24 protein-coding genes are annotated in these 22,742 nt (G+C 33.7%); 7 read left to right on the forward strand and 17 right to left on the reverse strand.

Features of this window, described 5'->3' with window-relative positions:
• Positions 1 to 76 precede the first annotated feature (76 nt).
• Positions 77 to 322, reverse strand: coding sequence for a hypothetical protein (locus tag CBP76_RS10465; RefSeq protein WP_102196819.1), 246 nt, complete (start codon positions 320 to 322; stop codon positions 77 to 79).
• A gap of 170 nt (positions 323 to 492) precedes the next feature.
• Between CBP76_RS10465 and CBP76_RS10470 the strand changes: the two genes are divergently transcribed.
• A complete protein-coding gene (locus CBP76_RS10470; protein ID WP_102196820.1) occupies positions 493 to 1,146 on the forward strand; it encodes a phosphatase PAP2 family protein in 654 nt (217 codons plus the stop codon).
• A 34-nt stretch (positions 1,147 to 1,180) separates the two neighbouring features.
• Here CBP76_RS10470 and phnW read toward each other — a convergent pair whose 3' ends face one another.
• The 6 genes from phnW to CBP76_RS10500 are packed head-to-tail and all read right to left on the reverse strand — an operon-like array spanning position 1,181 to position 6,525.
• A complete protein-coding gene (gene phnW, locus CBP76_RS10475; protein WP_102196821.1) occupies positions 1,181 to 2,269 on the reverse strand; it encodes a 2-aminoethylphosphonate--pyruvate transaminase in 1,089 nt (362 codons plus the stop codon).
• A complete protein-coding gene (gene phnX / locus CBP76_RS10480; RefSeq protein WP_102196822.1) occupies positions 2,263 to 3,057 on the reverse strand; it encodes a phosphonoacetaldehyde hydrolase in 795 nt (264 codons plus the stop codon). The genes phnW and phnX overlap by 7 nt, the downstream gene beginning before the upstream one ends.
• Before the next feature lie 17 nt (positions 3,058 to 3,074).
• A complete protein-coding gene (locus CBP76_RS10485; protein WP_102196823.1) occupies positions 3,075 to 3,926 on the reverse strand; it encodes a PhnE/PtxC family ABC transporter permease in 852 nt (283 codons plus the stop codon).
• The gene (locus CBP76_RS10490) at positions 3,923 to 4,714 is read right to left on the reverse strand and encodes an ABC transporter permease subunit (protein WP_102196824.1); all 792 of its coding nucleotides are present in this window, start codon (positions 4,712 to 4,714) and stop codon (positions 3,923 to 3,925) included. Before CBP76_RS10490 ends, CBP76_RS10485 begins: the two co-directional genes overlap by 4 nt.
• Positions 4,714 to 5,469 carry a phosphonate ABC transporter ATP-binding protein gene (gene phnC / locus CBP76_RS10495; RefSeq protein ID WP_102196825.1) on the reverse strand — a complete coding sequence of 252 codons (756 nt, stop codon included), beginning with the start codon at positions 5,467 to 5,469 and terminating at the stop codon, positions 4,714 to 4,716. The genes CBP76_RS10490 and phnC overlap by 1 nt, the downstream gene beginning before the upstream one ends.
• A 12-nt stretch (positions 5,470 to 5,481) precedes the next feature.
• The gene (locus CBP76_RS10500) at positions 5,482 to 6,525 is read right to left on the reverse strand and encodes a phosphate/phosphite/phosphonate ABC transporter substrate-binding protein (RefSeq protein WP_102196826.1); all 1,044 of its coding nucleotides are present in this window, start codon (positions 6,523 to 6,525) and stop codon (positions 5,482 to 5,484) included.
• 175 nt (positions 6,526 to 6,700) lie between these two features.
• Here CBP76_RS10500 and CBP76_RS10505 point away from each other — a divergent pair, with 175 nt between their 5' ends.
• The 4 genes from CBP76_RS10505 (at position 6,701) to CBP76_RS10520 (ending at position 9,950) form a co-directional block, all read left to right on the forward strand.
• Positions 6,701 to 7,576: an aldo/keto reductase gene (locus CBP76_RS10505; protein WP_102196827.1), complete on the forward strand. Its 876-nt coding sequence runs from the start codon at positions 6,701 to 6,703 to the stop codon at positions 7,574 to 7,576.
• Positions 7,577 to 7,702: 126 nt separating this feature from the next.
• A complete protein-coding gene (locus CBP76_RS10510; RefSeq protein WP_102196828.1) occupies positions 7,703 to 8,455 on the forward strand; it encodes a DeoR/GlpR family DNA-binding transcription regulator in 753 nt (250 codons plus the stop codon).
• Between the two features lie 10 nt (positions 8,456 to 8,465).
• On the forward strand, positions 8,466 to 9,092 hold the full coding sequence (locus CBP76_RS10515; RefSeq protein WP_102196829.1) for an HAD family hydrolase: 627 nt from the start codon (positions 8,466 to 8,468) through the stop codon (positions 9,090 to 9,092).
• 657 nt (positions 9,093 to 9,749) lie between these two features.
• A complete protein-coding gene (locus tag CBP76_RS10520) occupies positions 9,750 to 9,950 on the forward strand; it encodes a hypothetical protein (protein ID WP_102196830.1) in 201 nt (66 codons plus the stop codon).
• Positions 9,951 to 10,463: 513 nt separating this feature from the next.
• Here the strand turns inward: CBP76_RS10520 and CBP76_RS10530 are convergent.
• The 8 genes from CBP76_RS10530 to rpsN all read right to left on the reverse strand — a co-directional run bounded on the left by CBP76_RS10530 (position 10,464) and on the right by rpsN (position 17,967).
• A complete protein-coding gene (locus CBP76_RS10530) occupies positions 10,464 to 11,429 on the reverse strand; it encodes an agmatine deiminase family protein (protein WP_102196832.1) in 966 nt (321 codons plus the stop codon).
• A 130-nt stretch (positions 11,430 to 11,559) separates the two neighbouring features.
• A complete protein-coding gene (locus tag CBP76_RS10535) occupies positions 11,560 to 12,366 on the reverse strand; it encodes an SDR family NAD(P)-dependent oxidoreductase (RefSeq protein ID WP_102196833.1) in 807 nt (268 codons plus the stop codon).
• Positions 12,367 to 12,423: 57 nt separating this feature from the next.
• Positions 12,424 to 13,002 carry a TetR/AcrR family transcriptional regulator gene (locus CBP76_RS10540; protein WP_102196834.1) on the reverse strand — a complete coding sequence of 193 codons (579 nt, stop codon included), beginning with the start codon at positions 13,000 to 13,002 and terminating at the stop codon, positions 12,424 to 12,426.
• A 79-nt stretch (positions 13,003 to 13,081) separates the two neighbouring features.
• Positions 13,082 to 14,470, reverse strand: a complete 1,389-nt coding sequence (locus CBP76_RS10545; RefSeq protein ID WP_102196835.1) for a flavocytochrome c — start codon at positions 14,468 to 14,470, stop codon at positions 13,082 to 13,084.
• A gap of 1 nt (position 14,471) precedes the next feature.
• Positions 14,472 to 15,857, reverse strand: a complete 1,386-nt coding sequence (locus CBP76_RS10550; RefSeq protein WP_102196836.1) for a class II fumarate hydratase — start codon at positions 15,855 to 15,857, stop codon at positions 14,472 to 14,474.
• 103 nt (positions 15,858 to 15,960) lie between these two features.
• On the reverse strand, positions 15,961 to 17,490 hold the full coding sequence (locus CBP76_RS10555; RefSeq protein WP_102196837.1) for a YfcC family protein: 1,530 nt from the start codon (positions 17,488 to 17,490) through the stop codon (positions 15,961 to 15,963).
• Positions 17,491 to 17,573: 83 nt separating this feature from the next.
• A complete protein-coding gene (locus CBP76_RS13240) occupies positions 17,574 to 17,687 on the reverse strand; it encodes a putative metal homeostasis protein (protein WP_166667257.1) in 114 nt (37 codons plus the stop codon).
• 10 nt (positions 17,688 to 17,697) lie between these two features.
• Positions 17,698 to 17,967 (reverse strand): 30S ribosomal protein S14, encoded by a 270-nt coding sequence (rpsN, locus tag CBP76_RS10560; protein WP_102196838.1) that lies wholly within the window; start codon positions 17,965 to 17,967, stop codon positions 17,698 to 17,700.
• Positions 17,968 to 18,307: 340 nt separating this feature from the next.
• Here rpsN and CBP76_RS10565 point away from each other — a divergent pair, with 340 nt between their 5' ends.
• Both CBP76_RS10565 and CBP76_RS10570 read left to right on the forward strand, forming a co-directional pair.
• Positions 18,308 to 18,982 carry a MarR family winged helix-turn-helix transcriptional regulator gene (locus tag CBP76_RS10565; RefSeq protein WP_102196839.1) on the forward strand — a complete coding sequence of 225 codons (675 nt, stop codon included), beginning with the start codon at positions 18,308 to 18,310 and terminating at the stop codon, positions 18,980 to 18,982.
• Between the two features lie 22 nt (positions 18,983 to 19,004).
• Positions 19,005 to 20,771 carry an ABC transporter ATP-binding protein gene (locus CBP76_RS10570; protein WP_102196840.1) on the forward strand — a complete coding sequence of 589 codons (1,767 nt, stop codon included), beginning with the start codon at positions 19,005 to 19,007 and terminating at the stop codon, positions 20,769 to 20,771.
• Positions 20,772 to 20,836: 65 nt separating this feature from the next.
• Here the strand turns inward: CBP76_RS10570 and lplA are convergent, their stop codons facing one another.
• Positions 20,837 to 21,865 (reverse strand): lipoate--protein ligase, encoded by a 1,029-nt coding sequence (lplA, locus tag CBP76_RS10575; protein WP_102196841.1) that lies wholly within the window; start codon positions 21,863 to 21,865, stop codon positions 20,837 to 20,839.
• An 80-nt stretch (positions 21,866 to 21,945) separates the two neighbouring features.
• Positions 21,946 to 22,740, reverse strand: coding sequence for an SDR family NAD(P)-dependent oxidoreductase (locus CBP76_RS10580; protein WP_102196842.1), 795 nt, complete (start codon positions 22,738 to 22,740; stop codon positions 21,946 to 21,948).
• Positions 22,741 to 22,742 lie beyond the last annotated feature (2 nt).

Below are 22,742 nucleotides of genomic sequence, written 5' to 3' on the forward strand. Positions count from 1 at the left end.
TTGTTAATAACTTCATTAATAATTTATTTATTTTCCAATTAAAAAAAGCAAGGCATATGCCTCACTTTTACTTTCATTAATTATTGAAAAATTGTGATATAACTAAGAAAACTATTCCACCTACAATCACCCCAATACCAATAATCAAATAATTCCAAAGTCCTAAGACTCCCAAAAGAATTAAAATAATTCCGATAATTGGATGATGCAATAATGCGATTCCCGTTTTAATGAACAACCAAATAATAACGAGAATAGCCACTCCAATAGCAATCAACAAAGGCGCCGAGCTATTGGAACTAGCTGCCATTAATGTGAGCATTTTAAGCCTCCTTTTTGTAGCTTAGATTATATCATTAAAGCAATCTCAAGTGACATTATTTTATATAATTAAATATCTTTTAAATTTCTATGATATTTACTGTAAATTAAATGAAAATACTATTACAATTGAGGCTTAAATAAATCACTTTTAAATCAAGGAGCTTACTTTTGATATTCAAACAAAATAATCATAGAAAATGGTTAGCCATCATATTTCTAGTATTTTTCTTCTTGTTAGAAATAATGATTGTAACCAATAATTCTTCAACTATTGGCATAGATCATTCAATTCAGAACATATTAGGTACAATGGTTTCCCCAATTAACACCAAAATATTTTCCGCTATTACTTTTTTGGGCAGCCCAATTATGGATTCACTTTACCTAATCGTTATAATGTTAATTCTATTTTTTAAGAAAAAAAGAATAACTAGTTTTTGGATTGCTCTTGTTCTAATCGGTGGAAATATAATTTCCTTTTTAGTTAAAATAACCGTCAAACGTCAGCGCCCAATTGGGAAAATTATTCCTGCTTCAGGTTACAGTTTTCCCAGCGGACATGTTTTTGGAACAACATTGGTCATTTTAACCCTGATCATCTTAGTTCTACCTTACTTAAAGAATCAAACAATTAGATCTTTATTGAAGATTATCTTGGTAATCTGGTTAATATTAGTAGCAGTTTCCCGAGTATATCTTCATGGTCACTTCCCCAGTGATGTCTTGGGTAGTATATTACTTGCAAGTACTTGGTGGGAGTTTAGCGAGTTGTTATATCTAAGGTACTATAATAATTTGAAGGGCTTGAAATTGATGAAGTAAAAAAATTCAACCGATAAAATCGGTTGAATTTTTTTTATTCTCGAATATCTTTGATTACTGAAAGTAATTTAGTAATATCTTCGATATAAACCTCTCCAATATTACCAATCCTAAAGGTTGGTACTTGAGAAATCTTTCCCGGATAAATAACAAAACCTTGTTTCTTAAGTTCCTGATAAAATATATTGAAATCAAAATCTTCTTCTGGGTAAATGAAGGATGTAATGATTGGGGATTGATATTTTTCATTAATCAATACTTTAAATCCCAATTCTTCCATTCCCTTTGCAAGATGTTTTTGACTATTACTATATCGTTGATGGCGAGCTTTTACTCCGCCTTCTTCATCCAACTCTTTTAATGCCTCATAAAAAGCATGTACTACATGAGTTGGAGATGTGAATCTCCATTTGCCATCATTATGTTCCATCTCGTAATATTGACCATACAAGTCAAGTGATAATGTTCTGGCTAATCCTTTAGTTGTTTCCAAGATATCCTTCTTAACAATTACAAAAGAAAATCCTGGTACACCTTGAATACATTTATTTGAACTACTAATCAAATAATCAATTTGATTTTCTTGTACATTAATTGGAATTCCCCCAAAACTACTCATCGCATCAACAATTGTAATAATGCCACGTCTACTGACGTAAGGGATAATATCCTCAATAGGATTCAATATTCCCGTCGTAGTTTCACAATGGATCATTGCAAAATGAGTAATATCAGGATTCTTATCTAAATACTCAGTTACTAATTCTAACGTAATTGGTTCTCTCTCATCCACCACTAAATCTACGTGATTAATCCCATAAACATCGGCCATCTCGCTGATACGCTGCCCATAAGCTCCATTAATTCCAATCAACAATTTTTCATTGCTTGATATTGTTGAACTTATCACTGACTCTACGCCATAAGTTCCACTACCTTGTATTGGAACTGCTGTATATTCTTCCTTATTAACTTGAGCCAAATTTAACAAAGACTGACGAAAGGACTGAGTTATTCTTTTATAATCATCATCCCAAGTGCAATAATCAAAGTTCATTGCTTCTTTAACTTGTTTGCTTGTTGTTAAAGGTCCCGGTGTTAAAAGTAAATATTCTTCTACCATTTTTTATCCATCGATTCATTTAAATATTCAATAATTTGAACTAGATCAAAAATACTATCAATCACAAAATCAGTATTAACTGATTCAAATTTTCTTTTCACTTGGTTACGCTTAGCAAGTTGTTCTTCACTACTTAATTCGTCGAACTCAATCTTGGACAATCCCATCAAACTGCTACCTTCAACTATTCCAACAGTCCTAACTCCTGCATTTTGTCCCTCTTCAATATCAACCAAAGTATCTCCTACTTTGACAATATTTTTAGGATCATCAATTTTAAATTCTTCCATGATGTAATGAATCATGTCAGGAAATGGACGACCATGACCATTTACATCTTCTGATGTGACCACAAGTTCTGGAACGTATCCATCTTTAGCAGCTTTATCTTGAACGATTTTCATCATTTCAGCAGTATATCCAGTAGTTGTAGCAACTTTAATTTCATAATCATTAAGATATTTAAAAGTTTTTAATACCCCGGATTTTAATTCTGTGTACTCTTTCAAATAATGCAATAGCGATATTTGAAAATCTTCATAAAGCTTTTTTCGATCATTATTATTAGGTAACGCCGAATATTTTTGTTCCCATTGTTGCTTAACATCATCAAGTTTTAATATCTTACCAATATGGTCCCATTTTGCCATGCCCATATCCCTACGAATATCACCATCACTCAACTCTATACCGGCATTTTCAAACGCTTTTTTAAATGCAATTACTGGCGCTAAACTACCATAATCGACAGTTGTACCAGCCCAATCAAATATAACTGCTTCAATCATAAAATCTTCTCCTAAAATTAACGGCTTAAATAATATTGCCTAATCTTAACTGCAATAAATTCAAGCATAAACGTTACTAAAATAATTAAATAAACAATAAATCCAGTCTCGTGAAAATCAAAGCTCATCCCACTAGCTACAAACAATTGATAACCAATTCCCCCGGCACCAGCAGCAGCACCAACAGCAATCGCATTGGCAAAATTAATTTCCAATCGAATAAATGTCCAAGATACCAACGAAGCAATAATCGTTGGCCAGATAGCTTGAAATACTATTACCCAAAACTTTGCTCCCGTTACTTTCAAAGATTCTATTGTCGACTTATCAATACCTTCAATACTTTCTGAATATGCCTTGGTTAGATAGGCCACACTATGAAAACTCAGTCCCAAAATTGCGGCTGTAGTTCCCAATCCACAGACAATTGAAAAAATCAAAGCCCAGATAATAGTAGGAATTGCTCTAACAATTGCCATGATTATCCTAATGGTTGCTCCTAAATATGCATTCGTTAGATTCTTAGATGCTAATACGGCAAAGAAAAAACCAAACACTGCACCAATAACCGTCGTCATAATAGAAAGTAGAATGCTTACACCCAAGGCCTGTATCAGTAATACAACCCCATCGCTGCCGGCATTAGGTTGTAAAAACATTTGATTCAGTGTCATTGCCAATTCTTTAAATGCAGTATTTATTTGTACTCCGGCTGTATCAAGATGAGTTAAGGTATATCCCGTAATCAAAATCAATGCTGAGAATACTATAATTACCATTACCCTTGATAAGCTGGTTTCATGTAGTTTTATCTCTGGAGAACGAGGAATCTTTGGCTTTTGAATAATATTTTCTTCACTGTCGGTCATAGGATTATCCTCCTGATCTGATTAGAAATTGTTTCCAAAACAATAACCACAAATATAATCGCTAAAACTGTCATCCCGGCAGCATCAAATCTAAAACTTTTGTAATATACATCGAAAATGAATCCAATTCCTGTACCTGTCAAAATACCCACTAAGGTTGCATCACGAACATTATTTTCAACCATATAAAGAATCCAACTTAAAACGCTTGGCAAAATCTGAGGTAAAACAGCTTGAAAGATAACTTGAAAATAACTAGCACCAGTTGCCTTAAGCGCCATCATTGTTTCACTTGCTTCATCCTCAATAATCTCCATAAATGCGCGAATTAAATATCCAATAGACATCAACAAAAGTGCTAAGAAACCTGTGAAATCACTTTGTTTAAACGAAAACAATAAAATCATTGACCAAGCAACTAATGGAATATTTCTAAAGAAAGATGCTATTCCACGAACAATTACTTGTACATACCCATTAACCCCAGTAACCTTGGAGCCTATCAAAGCGACAAACATAGAAACAATTGCAGCCACCACAGTTGATGAAATGGCTAACAATACCGTTTGAATTAATTTTTGCCAAATTCTAGGTAAATATTCTACTGAACTAGCCGTTGGTCGAAAGTTAACGAATAACCAGTTAAAAGCCTTAGGAACAGACAATAAACCTTTCGCATTATCAAAGCTTAATATCATACTTCCTATAAAATAAATTCCCCCGATTAAAGCAATTATTCCAGTCTGATGCCATCCCTTATGTTTCAAAAATTTTACAGAAGATTGCATTATTTAAGCTCCTTTGTAATTTCTTGATCATAAAGGGTTCTCAAAACATCTTCTGACAAAGAATCAGCATCCTCATCAAAAACCAATTGACCTTTGCGAATACCGATAATCTGGTCAGCGTACTTCTTTGCCATATTTATCTGATGTAAATTAGCAATACAAATCAAGTTGTACTCTTCAGTCAATTCCTTTAATAACTCCATCACATTCTGAGCAGATGCCGGATCGAGAGAAGCAATTGGTTCATCACATAAAATAACTTTGGGATGTTGAATCAAAGAACGAGCAATCCCCACACGTTGTTTTTGACCACCACTAAGTTCTGAACATCTTTGTAGGGCAAAGTTCTCTAGTCCAACCTTTTTTAACAAAGAGACCGCTTCTTCCTTCTCTTGCTGCGTATATCTTCCAAAAACACCAGCTATTGTCGATTTATAGCCTAATCTTCCATGTAAAACATTCTCAATAACAGTCAAACGTTCTACTAAATTATAATTTTGAAAAACCATTCCAATTTGCCGACGGTATTTTCTCAATTCCATTTTATTAGCCGTTCTAATATCGTTACCATCTAATAAAATTTGACCACCATCATCTTTAATCAATTGATTTAAACTTCTCAAAATAGTGGTTTTACCAGCACCAGATGGACCAATAATAGCAACAAAAGTACCTGGTTTAATATTAAAAGAAATATCGGTCAGAGCTGGCCTATCTTTCTCATAACTTTTTCGTAACTTTTTAACCTCTAACATAGGCTACCTTTCTTATTTACCAATTAATTCGTGAGTTGGTTTGTACCATTCATCGTTAACTTTTAGAAGAATAGTTTTATCACTCTTCTTTTGCCATAGTGTTGGGTTCTTACTTCCTTCTTTAGCAAATAAGTTTTTGTTTTCAGTAAACTCTTTAGATGTGAAGCGTTTTGTAATTGCTGCTTTATCTTTGTCACTTAATGCTTCAGTGTTAACTACAAAAGGTCCATTTTGAACTGGCAATACTGAAAGGTTAACTAACTCTTTGCCTTTAAATTCTGTAAATGGTGCATCGGCATCTTCCTTAACTTGGAATGTTGAACCTTCCTTATCATAGTCACCTTCAGAAACCTTCAAGAATGGAGCTAGATCAATATCATCAAATGCTGCAACATCAACATCGCCTTTTAGCAAGTTGATTGCTGAGCCAGGATGTGAACTACCATATAAAACTTTACTGAAGAATTTACCACCTTCTGACAGATCATCCTTATTCTTCAATTTAAAATGCTTTTGAATCTCATCAGTAGGTACTGCAAATCCTGATGTTGAACTAGCTGAAACAAATGAGATCTTTTCGCCCTTGATCTTATCGATATTGTACTTACCGTCTTTCTTATATCCATCGGCCTTATCCTTTGGAACCATTAGGTATGAACGATAACTTGCACCTTTTGTTGTACCATCTTCACCAGATTGAATAAGTAATGGTTCAACTTTTTTATTTTGAGCATGTGCTTGAATGTATCCATCAGCACCCATGAAAGCAAGTTGTGCCTTACCTGATGAAATGGCCTCAATTGCCACATTATAATCAGTTGTTGTTTGAATATTGATTTTCTTACCAGTAACTTTGTGTAATTCTTCTTGTAAGGCTTTACGTGAAGCCGTAAAATTCTTTGCCGATTCATTTGGGTAGAAAACCATAGTAATTTCCTTATTATCTTTACTACCATTTTTTTCAGAGGCTGAGCTGTTTGATGAACACCCTGCCAACACACCAGTTAATAATAAAAATACCCCCAGAAAAGCGGTTAATAATCGCCCTTTTTTCATAAATAATTCCCAACTTTCTTTGTCTTTTTTAGAACATTCTTAGATTAACAAAGCAATGTAAATTAATAGTTAATTTTCTGTAAAATAATCAATTATCGATTTTTACATTATTTATACATTTTATATACATTCAACTGGGCTATAATGAAATTGAAAATACTTAGGAGGTAAATTTATGGCTACAAATATTCCCTATATCGAGTTATCAAACGGCGTATTGATTCCACAAGTCGGTTTAGGCGTTTTCCAAATGAGTAATGAAGAGGTTCTAAATAGTGTTAAATGGGCTCTCGAAAGTGGTTACAGACATATTGACACTGCTAGTTTTTACGATAATGAGGAAGCTGTTGGACAGGCTATCAAAGAATCTGGAATCGATCGTAAATATCTTTTTATTACAACTAAGATTTGGAATAACGTTCGTGGATATGATGAAACAATTGAACAATTCAATACATCATTACAAAAATTGAGTTTGGATTACTTGGATCTATATTTAATTCACTGGCCCGCTGCTGGTTTTGAAGAAAACTGGCGTGCCATGGAAGATCTTTATAAAGAAGGAAAAATTAGGGCAATCGGTGTATCCAACTTCAAGGCACATCATATTGAGCAATTAATGAAAACAGCAACCATCGCACCAATGATCGATCAAATTGAAACTCATCCATATCTTCAAGAAACTGATTTACATGAATATCTTCAAGAAAAGAATATTGTTCATGAAGCTTGGAGTCCCCTAGGTGGTGGAGTTAACAAAGTAATTGACGATCCAATCATTACAAAAATTGCTGAAAAATATGGAAAAACTCCTGCTCAAGTGATTATTCGTTGGCATGTTCAACGTGGCGAGGTAGTTATTCCAAAATCAACTCACGAAAATCGTATTAAGGAAAATATTGATATCTTCGATTATCATTTCGACTTAACACCAGAAGAAATGCAAAGTATCTCCAAACTAGATAACGACAAACGTGTCGGGCCTGATCCTGATGACGAGTCCTTCTTGGAACATTCAAAAACTTATACAAATCAAAATAATGAGAAATAATGATTCGAATAAAAAAAGCCTCCTTTTTAGGAGACTTTTTTTGTTTGAATTATCATCATTGCTTTTTAAGCTTAATTAAGCTACTATATAAATTGACTTAAAATTACTTAAAAAGAGATGAAGTTCATGCAAAAAGAACGTTTAGATCTAATTTTAAAAACTCTTCAAGAGAAACAGACCTTAACATTAAAAGAAATCATTGATCTAACCAAATCCTCTCGTGACACCGCCCGGCGTGACGTAGTAAAACTAGCAGAAAGTAATTTGGTAGAGCGTAATTATGGTGGCATCAGTCTACCTAACACATTCAAAAAGCTCGACAATTATCTACAACGTAGTGATGATTTTGTTAATGCCAAGAAAGAATTGGCTAAACGAGCTGCTGCTTTTACTAACCAAGCGACACAGATCTATTTAGATGTTTCTACTACTGTCGAATTCATGCCTAAATATCTTACCAATCCTAATCTATTTTCTGTGACGAATTCATTGGATATTGCCGATCAACTGATTCGACATTCTCCGGGGAAAACTAGAATTCTCGGTGGAAACTTAGATGCTGAAAAGCGCTGTGTAGTAGGCACTAAACCTTGTTTAGATTTGGAGAATTATACTTTTGACTATGCTTTTTTAAGTGGTGTCGGTATCGATCAAGACGGTATCTATTATGCCTATGAGGATGATATTGACTATAAAGCAAAGATTAGAAAACAATCAAAAAAACTGGTTCTATTGTTAGATAGTAGCAAAGTAAATGTTAAGCATAATTTTAAAGTACTAGATTTGAATCAAATTGATTTCATTATCACGAATGACAATTTACCCCAAAAATTAGAAAATACACTATTAAAATCAAAAACACAGATGATTTATATTTAAGGAGAGAATTATGGGAAAAACAATTCTATTTGATGTTGATGGTACGCTTATTGATACTGAAAAAACTATTATTAAATCATGGCAAAAAACACTCAAAACGGTTTTTAATATTACTCCACCAGCTGAGGATCTATTCTATGTCCTAGGCATTCCTGGAACTAAAGCGGTAAAAAAATACTCCACTAGCTCTAAACAGGATCAACTTCTCTTGGATCTTTGGGAAGAAAATGATCACGAAATGTTTCACTATTCAGAATTATTTAAAAATATTGAACAAATATTAAAAAAATTAAAATCTAAGAATATTCAACTAGGAATAGTTACATCTAGAACTGATAAAGAAATGCAATTAGTTCTAGATAACTTTCCCATCCAAGAATACTTTGATACTTTCATCACGGCCTCCAAAACGAAACTCCATAAACCAAATCCTGAACCTATTCTTAAAGCAATCGATACCTTAAATATTTCTCCTCAAAATACACTATACGTTGGCGATTCTATTTACGATTTTCAATGCGCTCGTAATGCTAAAGTAGATTTTGCCCTAGCAGGTTGGGGAGCTAAAGATAATCCCGAATTTTCTAAAGTTGATTATTTTCTTAAACAGCCCTCTGAATTAGTAAAAATAATTTAAACTAGTTTTTTATTTTATTTTTGAAAGTTGAATATCTTACAGCCTTTAGTTATGCTCTTTTTCACATGGTACTTCCTAACCATCATCTCTACTGCCTCCGTAGCAACAACTACCAGCAAAGTAATTCAAATTATTCACGGACGACATTGCTTGGATAATCAGTCATCAGTAAGTCCTTTTTTCAAAAATTTTACTTAAAATTCAAGTGTCTTTCAAAGACCTCAAACAGTTTCCTAGAATGTCATTGAAAGTTTCTAGGTTTGTTCGGGTTCAACTTGTACCTTGACTAAACGTCTTTATAAAAGAATTTTTACAAGAATGAAAGCGGTGTTATAATATTCTTAGGATTTAAATGGATGTTTGAACTATTCTTAGACTCCTTCCTACCAGAGATAGATCCACAGTTGCCAAGATTTTACGGAATCTGCCCGTTCCACTTGCTACCTCTCGAAGGGTATCCTTAATTTCGTAAGTAATTCGGTGTATAAGTCTCGATTGGCTTCGACAGAACTTCTGAAAGATTGTCTTAATATTCTCAATACTCCAATAAAACTGCGATGAGAAGGAAACGAAAAGCTACCTAAAAAATTATACATCCACAATGAATCCTGATTGAATTTATTCAATATATATATCAAATAGTGGAAGGAGTGACATCTGATGATGTTTCCGTATTTGAAATTAGGTCCTATAGATGGAATCTTGTTGATTTCAGTTTTTATTATGTTGGTTTTAACACTCATTTTTAAATGGTCGGTATGGGAATTTTTGTTTGCTGTTGTTGCAGTCATAATTGCATTCTTAGCAGGAAGCATGAAACCCAATAAGAAAAACGTGCTTGCTTTCTTGAAAAAATAGTTTGAATTGGGACAGGATATCTTGGAACCTTGTAGATTCCAAACACGTTCTTAACTAAAAGTTGAATATCTTACAATAACCCCGGCATGCCGGGGTTTTATTGTACAAAAATAGACATAACTTTACTCACATCAGTATAATTAAGACAATAAATCCAAAGTTATGATGGACTACGTGGTCATTTAGCCATCGTTGTACTTGCCTATGATATTCTTGTTCTGAATCAACGAAAAAATTCTAGGAAATATCTTTCTTTGATTAATAGTAAAGACTTACCAGATATTGATATAACGGAAGCCCTTAATTGTTTGATAATAACTATTAATGGTCTAGTTGAAAATATAAATATCGATTCTAGCATATTAGATAAAACCTTCGATAAATTTATAAAAGCATTATCTAATGGCCTGATCAGGCTACTAGATAATGCTTCATAATGTAAAAAATTATATTTTTTTATTAAACCTCAACAGGCTCAACTGTTGAAGTTTTTTTTTCGTACTTTTAATTAGTTTATTTTCTAAATCTATCAGGAACATCCCAAGTAAGACAATGAATAGATCCACCTAAAGTAGACAATCTTCCAACTGAAATTGGAATTACTTTCTTATCATATTCCTTTTTAACAAGATTCAAAACTTGATGATCTTTTTTCAATCCATACATTGGAAAATATACAGCATCTTCAGTCTCCAACATATTAATATAAAGTCCTTTGGCTGAAGCTATTTTAGAATCATATTGACCACTACTAGTATAAGAAGATGGTAAAACGATAAATTTCATATGTGGATCTTGTCTTAAAATTTGATTTTCAATCTTCTTTAAAAATCCTGGTTCATAACTAAAATCATTAATGAACATCTTATTTCTTTCAATAAACTTAATCATACCATCACTGTGACCTAATACGTCACCTGGCTCTTTGGAAATAATAATTACTTTGTCGATTTTTAATCGGTATTTCAATTCAGATATTATTTCTTGTTTACTCCAATTGCGATTATCATTATAAACTTGATCTGTTAGAACAACAGTTTTAGCACCATTCCATTGTAGGTTACCACCATCCAAAATCAATTCAGATTTTCTATATTTATACTTTTCTTTTAGAAACTTATTGAATCTGGCATTCAAATAATTGCTATCAGACTTTTTTAAATAATTGGGACTATATCGAAACTTTACCATCTTAGTCGTAATGACTGGAGCCACATCTCGAATCCAAATGTCAGGATAATTAAATCCTTCAGTTTGAAATTTTTCATTTTCAGTATCTAAAGTAATAAACCTATTTTTTCTCGTGGAAAATGTTTGAAGGTCAAGATTAAACTTTTCCAAATCATCTCGATATGATCGATAATAATTATCATCCTTAGTTGGCATACTTGTATAAATAGTTTCAGCATATACATTAATATTACTAGTTTCTACAATTGATAAAAGTGACATTAACGTTGCTATAATTATCTTTTTCATATTAGTCCCTTCTTTTAAGGGAAAGTATACCAGTAGTTTTTCTTATTAAATATATATAATATATAAAGCCGATCTACTAGGAAAAATTGCCTCTTGACAGCTTTCGTTTAATAAAATATATATTTTATTCTTATACTATTTTTGAAACAATTGCACGATAAGCATTAGGCATTGTTCTAGCAAAAATTACTGCTGCATGATCTCCAATCGAATTGAAATATCTACGCTTTGGTTTTGCATCAGTTGCAGCTTTATAGAACACCTTAGCTAAATCCTCCGCTGTAGCACTGAAACTAAACTTGCCTGATATTTCTTCTTCTCGATCAACTAATGCTTCATAAGGTGAATTATCTTGTAAATTCTTATGAGCATTTTCTAAAGCAACTTTTTGCCACTCAGTTGCAGTACCACCAGGTTGAACGACTACTGAACGAATACCAAATGGTTTAACTTCCATATCCAAAACATCACTCCACATATTGACACCAGCCTTGGTAGCATGATACCAACCACCAAGTGGAGTATAAAGGTCCCCACCAATTGAAGAGACATTAACGATTCGACCATAACCTTGATTTCTCATAGTTGGTAAAACAAACTGAGTTATTTCATTAGCTCCAAAAAGATTAACTTCAAATTGACGTTTGGCTGTTTCAGTAGGAACTTCTTCCAAAGGACCATATTCGCCATAACCAGCATTATTGATCAATACATCAATTTTTCCTTGTTCTTTAATAGTTCTATCAACTAGCTGGCGAATAGATATCTTATCAGTTAAATCTAATTCTTGAACATGAACACCTTGTTCAGCTAAATCCTGCATTCGATCCATCCTTCTAGCTCCACCATAAACCTCGTATCCTTTTTCTTTAAAATACAGAGCTGCTGCGTGTCCCATACCTGCTGAAATTCCTGTAATAATTGCTACTTTTGTCATAATTTTTCTCCTTTTAAAAAACAATCGTTCAGTTATTTTTTAAACAAAAAGTCGATTTTACTCGACCACATCTGTTTTTATTAAAATATCAATTAATTCTTTCATTTTGTCTTGAGGAACCGATTGTTCTTTTCTAAAATATGTTTCAGTAATTTGTTTAATTGGCGAAAACATAATTGAAACTAATATTTCCATATCATTGGTAATCCAATAATCATTTTCCACACCTTCAGCAAATAAATCATATAATGATTTAACCATCTGTTGCGATTTTTCAACTACTCCATCATTAACTAACTTAGGATTAGCAAGAATTGCCCACATAAAATTAGCTTCGTAAGGATATTCTATAAATTTATTAGCAAAATGTTCCACCGCCAAACGTACTCTTTGTTTAAAAGTAGCATCAACTGATAATTTTTTATCCAATCCATCATCCATTAATTGCTTAACGTTCAAAAATATTTTACTCAACATATCTGTCTTATCATCGTAATAGACATACATTGTTGCCTTACTAACACCAACTTTTTTAGCTATCTTAGCAATCGATAGATTAGTAATACTCTCATCAAAAGTAATTTGAAAAACGGCTTTAACTATTGCATCTCGTTTTGTTTCATCTATTTTTCGCATGAGTTAATACTAAACCATCGTTCAGTTATAATCAATAAAAAAATGCAAAAATTATTAATTTATTTTTTGCACTTACTTTTTAACCTTGAATATATTTAAATACCTGTTGTCCCGCTTGACGTCCAAAGACGATTGTTTCTGCAATAGAATTACCGCCAATTCTATTATTACCATGTAATCCTCCTGCTACCTCTCCGGCAGCAAACAGACCCTTAATAATTTGTTCATCTTTATTCAACACTTGAGTTTTATGATTAATTACTACTCCTCCCATCGTATAGTGAACTGCAGGAGCAATATGAATTGCATAAAATGGTCCGTTAGAAACATCTCTTTCCATACCAGTCGTTCTTCCAAAATCATTATCATCATGATTTCTCACTATAATATTCCAATTTTTAACCGTATTATCCAAAACCTTCGGATCAATGTTGATCCTATCAGATAATTCTGTAATTGTTTGACCAGTTTCTACTAGCCCAACATGATCATAAAACTCAATTGCCTTTACTCGTTTTCTAATATTACTGTCAAAAATCAAGTACGCCCCGGTTCCACCTAAATCATCAATCGCCTTAGTTACGTTCTTTCTAGTATCTAATTCATTAACAAACCTTAAACCAGAATTATTAACCAAAATAGCTCCCTCACCACGAACTGCTTCACCGATCAAGAAAGCATGTGGAGTATCTTGTTGCACGGTTGGATGAACTTGTACCTGATCCATATCAACCAGTTTAGCTCCAACACTTTGAGCTAAACTAATTCCATCACCAGTTGCACCAGGTTGATTAGTCGTTCTCAAATTTAACAAATCAGAACGATATTTTGCTAATAAGTCTTTTCCTGCTCCAAATCCTCCAGTCGCTAGGACCACGGCCTTTGTTTTAATAACGTATTCTTTTTGAGCGTCAGCTTTGATTCCAATAATATGTCCCTTTTCAGTCAACAATTCGGATACTTTAATACCAGAAAATAGTGGAATTCGGTACTTAGCAATATATTTTAACAATTCAGTCACTAGATACCCACCAATAGGCGCTAAAGAACTAGGACGGTGCGTTCTCATTGTTTTCATGCCACCAGTAATTGTTAAATCATCCAATTTAATACCATGATGACTTAACCAATCTATCGCTAAAACACTATGCTCTGTGAAAAACTTTAATAGTTCAGGATTATTTTTCTTTCCACCACCCACAAAAGTTTCATCATAAAAATCTTCAAAACTGTCTACGATCTTATGATCTAATTGGATGGATGTTTCAGCAGCGTTCATTCCTGAGGAAGCTCTAGTCGTATTTCCACCAATTTTATCCATTTTTTCTAAGATAACTGGCTTTAAACCTAATTCATAAGCTTGAATGGCACTTGTTAAACCAGCTCCACCAGAACCTATGATAACAACATCATAATGATCTTTGATTTGTTCAATTTTAGTTGATTCAAAAATAAATTTTTCAGCCATCTTATTTCTCCTCAATATTCGTCATATCTATTGGCACAACCCATTTATCAAATTGTTCTTCAGTTACTAGTCCCGATTTAATTGCCGCAACCTTCAATGTAGTGTCATCTTTTTGAGCCTGTTGAGCGATTTGGGCACTTTCATGATAGCCAATATGTGGAGAAAGAGCGGTAACGGTCATCAGTGACTTATCAACCAGTTCCTTCATTCGGGTTTGATTTACGGTTAATCCAGCAATCATTTTATCTGCAAAGCCATATACTGTTCCAGTTAATAATTCAGCTGACTCTAAAAAAGCACTTATCAATACCGGTTTATAAACATTCATTTCAAAGTTTCCTTGACTAGCAGCGACATTTACCGTCACATCATTTCCCATCACCCGGACAGCAGCCATTGTAATAGCCTCAGCTTGAGTCGGATTAACTTTTCCAGGCATAATTGATGATCCCGGTTCATTAGCCGGTATGTTCAATTCACCATAACCTGATCGTGGACCACTAGCCAAAAAACGAACGTCATTAGCAATTTTCATTAAATCACTAGCAAGTGTTTTAATAGCTCCATGAACAACATTTAATCCTGAGTGTGCAGCCAAGCCATAAAATTTATTAGTATCTGCAGTAAATTTATGTTCATAAACCAAGCTCATTTGCTCGGCAATTTCATTAGCAAATCCATCAGCGGCATTTAGTCCCGTTCCAACTGCCGTACCACCAATAGCTAACTCACCGAGTGTCGTATTTAAAAGTTTCAGATAGGATAAATCATGTTCCAATGCACTGATCCAGCCACTAACTTCCTGTCCAAAAGTCAATGGTGTAGCATCTTGTAAGTGAGTCCGACCAATTTTGACTGTTTTCCAATATCTAATCTGTTTCTTTTTCAACTCATCAATCAAATGTTGAGCGGATTCTTCTAATTCATCAACAGCGATCGCGGCCGTTATGTTCATTGCCGTTGGAAAAATATCATTTGAACTTTGACCGTGATTAACATCATCATTAGGTAAAATCTCAATTTTAGAATTGATTTTTTGGGCTACATGAGACACGACCTCATTAACATTCATATTAGTTTGAGTTCCAGAACCAGTTTGATAAATCACCAGCGGAAAATCTTTTCTCAAATCTTCATCATCTAAACCCAGCAATTGATCAATTGCTTCAACAATCAAATCAGCCTTTGATTCTTCAATAGCACCTACATTTTTATTAGCAATCGCAGCAGATCTTTTAATCTGCAACAAAGCTTTAATAATTGCTAATGGCATCTTAGCACCTGTGGAAAAATTATTACGACTACGTTCAGTTTGTGCGCCCCAAAGCGCATTAATTGGGATCTTAACCGCACCTAGGGTATCCTCTTCGATTCTATAATCTGACATGATTTTCCTCCAAAACAAATAATTATCTCAATTATAGCTGAAAATATTCCCCTCAACAAAAGAGTGATCCAAAACAAAACTGTTTTAGATCACTCTTATTTTTCTATATTAATACACCGATACTCAAAAATAATAGAATTAATATAACAATCATTACCAGTAGTTTCATAACGAATTTAATCCATTTATCAAAACCAACATTAACCATCGACAACGACACTAGAATCAAACCAGTTGGGGCAATTAAGCCAATTAGACCTTGTCCCCAATTATAAGCATTGATAATCATTGAACGATCAATCCCAACAACATCAGCCAATGGCGCCATAATAGGCATTGATAATACGGCCAATCCTGATGATGATTGAATAAAGAAGCCTAAGATAATATAGACAAAGAACAAAACGCAGATGAATAGAACACTATTCATTCCACTGATTTTATTGCTAAAGTAATTCATGATCGTATCGCTGACAAAACTTTTTTCCATCACGATACCAACGGATCTAGCTAAACCAACTGTTAGAGCAACTCCAAGTAAATCTCCCGCCCCGGAAATAAAACTGCTGACGAACTTGGATTCCTTTAGACCTGCTGTAAAAATCAAAATATAAGTTACAGCCAAGAAAACAACTGCAATCTCAGTAAAATACCACCCTAATTGTTGGACCCCATAAATCATTACCACGAAGCCTAAGGCGAATACAATTAATGAAATCTTTTGTCTCATTGTAAAATCACTCTTAGTCGTTAGATCCATATTGCCTAAGAATTTATCTTTATCACTTTGTGCCTGATCAGCTACGAGTGATTTAGCCGGATTCTTACGAACTTTTTCCGCATAACGAATCGTGTATATAATGGAAATCCCAACTGCCGCAAACCACATCAATACACGCATTGGTAAACCATCAGTAAAATTGATTCCTGCAGCATTAGATGCAATAACAGTTGAGAATGGATTAATAGTTGAACTCATCGAACCAATTGCTGTTCCTAAATAAACTGCCGCGACTGCGGTTAGCGTATCATACCCAGCCAAAAGAAAAATTGGAATAAGGATCGGATAGAAGGCGATTGTTTCTTCTGCTAATCCAAAAGTTGTTCCACCAAGCGCGATTAATGATGTAACGATAACAATCAACCACTTCTGTTTACCCTTTAATTTTTCAGATAAACGCATCATACCTGAATCCATTGCTCCAGTGGCATTAACCACTCCAATAACTCCACCTAAAATAAGGATGAAGACGATAATATCAACACTATCAACAATTCCTTGAACCTGAGAGGTTAGAAACTGATTTATTGTTCCAAAAACGCCACGCTTTGGTTTCTTAATTTCGTGATACGTATTGGGAATAGCAGCTGGACGGTAAATAGTTCCATCTTTAAATTTTGAAACTTTGATTTTAATTTTATATTTATCAAGTGTTTTTTGAGTAGCACTTTCCTTAATCTTTTTTCCTGACGATTCAGTAATAACAAATTTGTTGATTCCTGAATCATATTCCAACGTACTGTATTTACCCGATGGAATGAAAAATGTTAAAGCCTGAACTAAAATCAAAACAATGATAATAACAGTATACGCGGACGGGAAGCTATGCTTCTTTTTTTTAGCAGTAGTCATAGTTATTCTCCTCTTTCTACATTAATTAAATAATCACAATTTAATTATAGCAGGAATAGAGAACGTTTCCATTAGTTAGTTAATTATTTAACAATTTTTCTTTTACTATCCTTAATTGCTCGCAATGCTCTTTTTCTAGTTTTAATGTTAGGACTTTTTAAGTTTCTATATGCTGTTGCTGTATTCATTTTTTCCATAATACTCTCCTCACCAACTGGCTTTCTTAACACCAGGTATCTGACCTTCATGTGTCAACTTTCTAAAATTCAAACGTGACATTCCAAATTTGCGCATATACGCATGTGGACGACCATCCAAGCTATCACGATTTTTTAATCTTACTGGACTAGAGTTTCTAGGCAACTTTGATAAAGCAATGTAGTCACCATTTGCCTTTAATTCTTTGCGAATTTGGGCGTAACGCTCTATTAATTCTATTTGTTTTTTATTTTTTTCTATTTTTGATTTTTTTGCCATTATTTCTCCTAATATAAATGATAATTTTTACCATTTGTAATCATACTTGCTTTTCTTCTACGTGTCAATTAATTTAACTTCTTTAGGAATTTCAAGTATCAAGCTTAATATTATTTGTAAATTTTTATAATATTAGTTTTTAAAATTTCAATAATTATTTTCCTTATTTACCAATAATGTAACCTTTTTCATTTTATTTAAAAATCACTTCATATCTTTCCAGTTAATAATTATTTCTTTTAATTGGTTGACATTAATTCGGCACCGAACTATAATTCAATCCATAATAAAGTTCGGTACCGAATTAATTTAATAATTAAACGAAATGAGGAATTTATATATGAGTACACTTACAGATGATTTAATGAAACAACTAAGATTTATCAGTGAAGCTGGAAACTACTTCATGAGTCAAAAGAAACAAAAATTAACTGGTCAACAGCGTGTTTTAGCAATTCTAAAGTTAGAAGACGGCTTGACTCAAAACTATCTTGCACAAGTTTTGGATTTACGTCCTAGCTCTATTGCCGAATTAATGAAGAAAATGGAAACCAACGGTGATATCTCACGTAAGGAAGACGAGAATGATAAACGCAGCAAACATATCTATTTAACTGATGCAGGTAGAAAAAAGGCTGAAGAAAATGCTGCTTTCAAGAACAACGATTACAGTGACACCTTCTTTGCCGGATTAAGCGAAGAAGATCAACAACAATTTAGCACCTATCTTCAAAAAATTTCTGATGGTTGGGACGAAGATTTTAAAAAGAATTCTACAAAATTTGTTGATCCAACCGATAAGTTTAAGGCCATGTTAAATATGCGTGATCAAATGATGGGTATGCGTGAAGATATGACTCCTAAAGATATCGAACATATGCGTCACGAAATGCGTAAAAATATGCGTAATATGCCATTTGATAATAATTGCATGCCTGGATTTGGCAGAGGACATGAGGGACATGGACAACGACCAGATTTTCATAATAATTTCTGGAATGGCGAAAAATATTAATTTTTAGTGAGGATAAATTATAATGCGCGATGGAGCTATGATGGGACGGGAGTTACCAAAGAGTAATGGTACGTTCAAATTTAAAGATTTTATGCATCTAATTAATAGTGTCAATCCTAAAAAATCACTTTTTGTTCTAAGTATGTTGTTAAGTCTAGTAACTAGTGGGGCCAGTTTGGTAGTACCGCAATTGACAAAAGGATTGGTCGATACTAGTGGTCTTTCCAAAATAGATGGAAAAATGGTAGCTGTTTTAGTACTAGCTTTCTTGATTCAATTAGGCTTTGGAACGATTGGTGGCTATATTTTAAGATACGTCGGTGAGAGTTCAGTTAAAACTTTGCGTGAAAAACTGTGGGCCCACTTGTTAAAATTACCAGTAGATTATTTTGATGATCATAAATCTGGTGAGAGCAGTTCGCGATTAGTTAACGACACTAGTGTCATCAAGGATTTAATTACATCCCAATTTCCTAATTTTGTTACTGGTGCTATTCAATTAGTTGGATCTATGTTTATACTTTTCTTCATGGATTGGAAGATGGCATCATTAATGTTCGCCATCATACCCGTATTTGTTTTGATTCTTTTACCTATCGGTCGAATAATGTCAAAACTTGGCAGAAGACTACAAGCTGCCACTGCAGATTTCAACGCTGATGCCAGTGAAAAACTGTCAGAAGTTCGTTTAATCAAATCCAGTAATGGTGAGGAATTTGAAAAAACAACTGGTGGAAACTATATCAACAAAATTTTTAATGTTGGTATCAAGGACGCCCGTATTGAAGCTGTTCTTCAACCTATCATGACAACAGCAATGTTGGGAATCTTCGTTGGAATTCTTGGATACGGTGCCGTTAGAATTCAACAAGGAACTCTCTCTAGTGGTTCATTAGTTGCTTTCCTACTATATTTATTCAATATCATCACACCTATAGCTAGTTTTGCCACATTCTTTTCTCAAGTTCAAAAGGCTATGGGATCAACTGAAAGAATTCAAGAAATCTTGAATACTGAGCCAGAAACTACCACTTCTAATCAAGAAGTTAATGTCGAAGGCCAAACCATAACTGCCGCTCATTTGAACTTTAGTTATGATGCAGATAATCAGATTCTTCATGATGTTTCCTTCGAAGCAAAGCCTAACACCGTAATCGCTTTTGCTGGTCCTTCTGGTGGTGGTAAATCAACGATCTTCTCACTTTTAGAGAGATTTTATCAACCTGATAACGGTTCTATACTTATTGGCAATCACAATATTAAAGATATTGATTTATCCAACTGGCGCTCACAAATTGGATATGTATCCCAAGATAGTGCTGTTTTTGCTGGTAGTATTCGTGACAATTTGCAATATGGTTTGGACACAAAACTAACTGATGAACAATTATGGCATGGACTAGAACTAGCTTATGCTGACGAATTTGTTAAGGCTTTTCCAGAACAATTAGATACCCAAATTGGTGAACGTGGTGTCAAATTATCTGGTGGACAAAAACAAAGAATTGCTATTGCTCGTGCTTTCTTGCGTGATCCTAAAATTCTAATGCTTGATGAAGCCACGGCCAGCCTCGATTCAGAATCTGAAGAAAAAGTTCAACGTGCGCTAGATCAACTGATGGTTGGTAGAACAACTTTAGTTATCGCTCACCGTCTTTCAACTATTGTTGACGCAGATCAAATTTACTTTATTGAACATGGATCTGTAACTGGACATGGTACACATAAACAATTGATGAAAGAACATGAATTATATGCCCAATATGTCAACGAACAAATGGTTAATTAATAATAAAATTTAAAAAGATACCCTATAACCGTTAACTCAAAATTCTAACGATTATAGGGTATCTTTTATTTTTTAGACAATAACAGTTCAATTAACAAACTAGGATCAATTTTTCCCAAGTTAGCAGCAAGGTCAACTTTTGAAAATGCTTCTTCCAAACCAGCTTTAGTAAAATCTGCTCCCAAGAGCGACTGTTCAATTAAATGAATATCTCCACCAGTAATAAAATCACCATAAATTCGGATATCAGAAATCTTTTGATTCTTCAATGAAAAATTAAAGGCTACTGTTCCAATATCAAAATGCTTTGAAACATAGTTAGTAAAGCCAGGATTCTTACCATAATTCCATTCATCAGTATCATATTTATCTTTCAGGCGTGATTCAATAACATCCCAATCATGATCATTTAAAGTATATGTCTCAATATCAGAAAGTTTCTCTACATGATAAATCCTTTTGAGTAGTTCATCTTTAAATTCATTGGCATTCATACTTCTATAAGGTTCATCCAAATAAGGTTTAATATTAGTAATTCGTTTATTGACCGACTTAACACCCTTAGATTCCAATTTATCTTTTTCAGGTGTCAAAACCTTACTTGCAGTATCCATATCCAAATCAAACATCAATGTTCCACCAGCGGCGTATGAATCACCAACTTTAAACATCGTCATACCAGAGAATTTCTTACCATCAACAACAATGTCGTTTCTACCACGCATCTCGACACCCTTAGCCCCCATATCATGCAATGCATCAATAATAGGTTGGGCAAAATATGCATAGTCACCAAAATGTCCATCGTCACCGATAACAATATTTTCAAAGATCAAATTACCATAATCATGGTAGACAGCACCCCCACCTGAGGTTCTACGAACCAAGTGAATATTCTTCTCTTTCAAATATGGAAAATTAACTTCAGCGTAAGCATTCTGGTGGACACCTACGATTACTGAAGGATTGTTAATATACAGAATCAATCCATGACCTGGCAGGCGTAAATCATTAACTAAATAATTATCCAATGATTGATTAACGATTGCGTTATAAACTGGCTTTTTGTTTTTAGATGTATCAATAAAGAACATAGAATCCACTCCCTTTTCTCAACTATGTCTCCATTGTAAGCTCTTTCAATAAATCTAAAAACAATTATTTAACGATTTTTCTAAAAAATTGTTGGTACCAAACCACCATCAACTCTTAAGGCTTCCCCAGAAAAAGATGATGAATCAGGACTAGCTACAAAAGCTGTAAATCGTCCAATCTCCTCAGGTCTGATCAAACGCTGGATTTGTGACCGTGACCGATGATTTTTCATGAAATCACTTTCCCATTTTTCTTTAGGTAACTCACTATCTCTATACATATCATTCAACATTTTTTGCACGCCTTCGGTCAAAGTTGAACCTGGCATGATCGTATTAACAGTCACGTGACTTGCCACCGTTAGTTTGGATAAACTCTTAGCCAATGATAAATTCATTGATTTAGTCATGCTATATTGAGGCATTTCCCCAGAAGGCATCACAGCCTCTTCACTAGCAATAAAAATTATTCTTCCAAAATCTTGTTCTAACATTTTAGGTAGATAAAATTTGGCTAATGCATTACCAGCTAGGACATTAACTCTAAAGAAATTTTCCCAAATGTCATCACTAATTTCGTAGTAATCCATTGGTTGAAAAATTCCCATATTGTTAACCAAAATATCTATCTTAGAAATTGTTTCAAACAACCTTTTTCGATCAGTTGTTTTTGCTAAATCAGCAGCAACGCCTTGAGGATTTGTTTGAGGAAACTTTTGGCTTATTTCTGCGACCACACGGTCAACATCATCCTGTTTTCTACCATTAATAATTACATTAGTACCTTCACGAGCCATTTCAATCGCAATGGCCTTACCAATTCCCTTAGTTGATCCGGTAATTAAGGCTAGCTTATTTTTTAAATGTAGATCCATTA

Source organism: Companilactobacillus nuruki (assembly GCF_002872255.1).
Classification (GTDB): Bacteria; Bacillota; Bacilli; order Lactobacillales; family Lactobacillaceae; genus Companilactobacillus; species Companilactobacillus nuruki.

Excerpts from the sequence above, each read along its gene's own strand:
- CBP76_RS10490 (WP_102196824.1), bottom strand. The coding sequence starts at position 4,714 with ATGCAATCTTCTGTAAAATTTTTGAAACATAAGGGATGGCATCAGACT.
- CBP76_RS10500 (WP_102196826.1), bottom strand. The coding sequence starts at position 6,525 with ATGAAAAAAGGGCGATTATTAACCGCTTTTCTGGGGGTATTTTTATTA.
- phnX (WP_102196822.1), bottom strand. The coding sequence starts at position 3,057 with ATGATTGAAGCAGTTATATTTGATTGGGCTGGTACAACTGTCGATTAT.
- CBP76_RS10465 (WP_102196819.1), bottom strand. The coding sequence starts at position 322 with ATGCTCACATTAATGGCAGCTAGTTCCAATAGCTCGGCGCCTTTGTTG.
- CBP76_RS10545 (WP_102196835.1), bottom strand. The coding sequence starts at position 14,470 with ATGGCTGAAAAATTTATTTTTGAATCAACTAAAATTGAACAAATCAAA.
- CBP76_RS10555 (WP_102196837.1), bottom strand. The coding sequence starts at position 17,490 with ATGACTACTGCTAAAAAAAAGAAGCATAGCTTCCCGTCCGCGTATACT.
- phnW (WP_102196821.1), bottom strand. The coding sequence starts at position 2,269 with ATGGTAGAAGAATATTTACTTTTAACACCGGGACCTTTAACAACAAGC.
- CBP76_RS10515 (WP_102196829.1), top strand. The coding sequence starts at position 8,466 with ATGGGAAAAACAATTCTATTTGATGTTGATGGTACGCTTATTGATACT.
- CBP76_RS10485 (WP_102196823.1), bottom strand. The coding sequence starts at position 3,926 with ATGACCGACAGTGAAGAAAATATTATTCAAAAGCCAAAGATTCCTCGT.
- CBP76_RS10580 (WP_102196842.1), bottom strand. The coding sequence starts at position 22,740 with ATGGATCTACATTTAAAAAATAAGCTAGCCTTAATTACCGGATCAACT.
- CBP76_RS10550 (WP_102196836.1), bottom strand. The coding sequence starts at position 15,857 with ATGTCAGATTATAGAATCGAAGAGGATACCCTAGGTGCGGTTAAGATC.
- phnC (WP_102196825.1), bottom strand. The coding sequence starts at position 5,469 with ATGTTAGAGGTTAAAAAGTTACGAAAAAGTTATGAGAAAGATAGGCCA.
- CBP76_RS10510 (WP_102196828.1), top strand. The coding sequence starts at position 7,703 with ATGCAAAAAGAACGTTTAGATCTAATTTTAAAAACTCTTCAAGAGAAA.
- lplA (WP_102196841.1), bottom strand. The coding sequence starts at position 21,865 with ATGTTCTTTATTGATACATCTAAAAACAAAAAGCCAGTTTATAACGCA.
- CBP76_RS10505 (WP_102196827.1), top strand. The coding sequence starts at position 6,701 with ATGGCTACAAATATTCCCTATATCGAGTTATCAAACGGCGTATTGATT.
- CBP76_RS10535 (WP_102196833.1), bottom strand. The coding sequence starts at position 12,366 with ATGACAAAAGTAGCAATTATTACAGGAATTTCAGCAGGTATGGGACAC.
- CBP76_RS10570 (WP_102196840.1), top strand. The coding sequence starts at position 19,005 with ATGCGCGATGGAGCTATGATGGGACGGGAGTTACCAAAGAGTAATGGT.
- CBP76_RS10565 (WP_102196839.1), top strand. The coding sequence starts at position 18,308 with ATGAGTACACTTACAGATGATTTAATGAAACAACTAAGATTTATCAGT.
- CBP76_RS13240 (WP_166667257.1), bottom strand. The coding sequence starts at position 17,687 with ATGGAAAAAATGAATACAGCAACAGCATATAGAAACTTAAAAAGTCCT.
- CBP76_RS10530 (WP_102196832.1), bottom strand. The coding sequence starts at position 11,429 with ATGAAAAAGATAATTATAGCAACGTTAATGTCACTTTTATCAATTGTA.
- CBP76_RS10540 (WP_102196834.1), bottom strand. The coding sequence starts at position 13,002 with ATGCGAAAAATAGATGAAACAAAACGAGATGCAATAGTTAAAGCCGTT.
- rpsN (WP_102196838.1), bottom strand. The coding sequence starts at position 17,967 with ATGGCAAAAAAATCAAAAATAGAAAAAAATAAAAAACAAATAGAATTA.